Annotated in this window: 1 protein-coding gene; it reads left to right on the forward strand. The window is 62.2% G+C overall.

All coding sequences use genetic code 11. The features are described from left to right. Positions 1-456 precede the first annotated feature (456 nt). Positions 457-1,653, forward strand: coding sequence for an IS30 family transposase (locus QRN07_RS19655; RefSeq protein ID WP_285241976.1), 1,197 nt, complete (start codon positions 457-459; stop codon positions 1,651-1,653). Positions 1,654-1,687 lie beyond the last annotated feature (34 nt).

The following is a 1,687-nucleotide window of genomic DNA, read 5'->3' on the forward strand; positions in this document are numbered from 1 at the left end:
GGCGGGTTCTAGCGGTCGTTGCAACACCCAGAATTTTTGGGAGTTGCAACGACCGTGTCGTCTTTAAGGGAGAAGCCCGCTGGGCGGCGGAGATATTCGCAGGAGCAGAAGGATCAGTTCTTTGCGGCCCTCGATCGGGTTCAGAATGTCAGTGCCGCCGCGAGGGAACTCGGTTTCAATGTGATGACCTGTCACCAATGGATCCGCAAGGCTGGTTTGCCCCGGGGCAAAGTACGGAAGCAGTCGGTGCACCGGAAGTACACGGCTAGGCAGAAAGAGCAGTTCTTCGCCGTGTTCGACCGTCTTAAGAGCACCACTGAGGCTGCAAAGGAACTCGGGCTGAATCCCAATACGTGCGCCGCGTGGGTGCGGAAAGCCGGGCTGAAGGGTCAGGGAAAGCCGGGGACAGGTCCACACCCTGGAAGGGACGAGTTCTCCCGGCTGCGCAACGCCGGCGTGAGCCGACGGAAAGCTGCCGCGGCAGTTGGTATTCATTTACGGACCGCTGAGGAGTGGGACCAGGGAATCCGGAAGTCCGGCGGGCGACGCATTTACCCGGATGGCCGGGTGGTCGACTACAAACGTGGTGTGATCACTATGACCTCTGCCGCCGGCACAACAGAAACGGTCCAGGTCCCGGTGGCCGCGCTGGAGAAACCTATCCACCCGCGGTACCTCAACGTCAAGGAACGGGAACTTATCCGGGACCTGCAGGCCGCCGGATCCTCGGTGCGGGCGGTCGCCCACGCCCTCGGCAGATCGCCCTCAACAGTCAGCCGCGAGTTGGCCCGAAACACCGATCCGCGGATGGGCTACCTTCCCCACGGTGCACATCGGAAGGCAACTGCCCGGCGGGCCCGGCCCAAGACAGCCAAACTCGCGGGCGAGTCGGACCTGCGTAAGTACGTGAAGGACAAGCTGCTCCTACGCTGGTCTCCGGAACAGATCAGCCACACGCTGGTCGAAGAGTTCCCCGACAACCCGGAGATGCGCGTGAGCCCAGAGACGATTTACCAGGCCCTTTACCTCCAAGCCAGAGGCGGACTTAAACGTGAGGTGCAAGCAGCTCTGCGGACCGGCCGGACCCGGCGAAAACCCCATGCCACCGGTGATCAGCGCACTCCCAGGTTCACCGACCCCATGATCATGATTTCCGAGCGTCCGCCCGAGATCGAGGACCGCGCCATACCGGGGCACTGGGAGGGGGACCTCATCACTGGCGCCCACAACCAGTCCGCGATCGCGACCCTGGTCGAGCGCACCACCCGTTACCTAATGCTCGTCCACCTGCCAAAGGACCACTCTGCCTCAACCGTCCGTGACGGCCTCATCAAAACCATGGCCACTCTTCCGGCGCACCTTCGGGGATCCCTGACCTGGGACCAGGGATCGGAAATGGCTGCCCACAAATCCTTCACTCTCGCCACCGACATGCAGGTCTACTTCTGCGACCCCGCAAGCCCGTGGCAACGCGGCTCGAACGAGAATACCAACGGCCTGCTGCGCCAGTACTTCCCCAAAGGCGCCGATCTGTCTGTCTTCGGACCCGAGGACCTCGAACACGTCGCCCAGGAACTCAACGGCCGCCCACGCAAAACGCTCGGCTGGAAAACTCCAGCCGAGCGCCTACGTGATTTACTACTAACCACCTAACCAACAGGTGTTGCAACGACCCCTAGAAACCGCC

Origin of the sequence: Pseudarthrobacter sp. MEB009 (assembly GCF_030208875.1) — a bacterium.
In the GTDB taxonomy this organism is placed as follows: domain Bacteria; phylum Actinomycetota; class Actinomycetes; order Actinomycetales; family Micrococcaceae; genus Arthrobacter.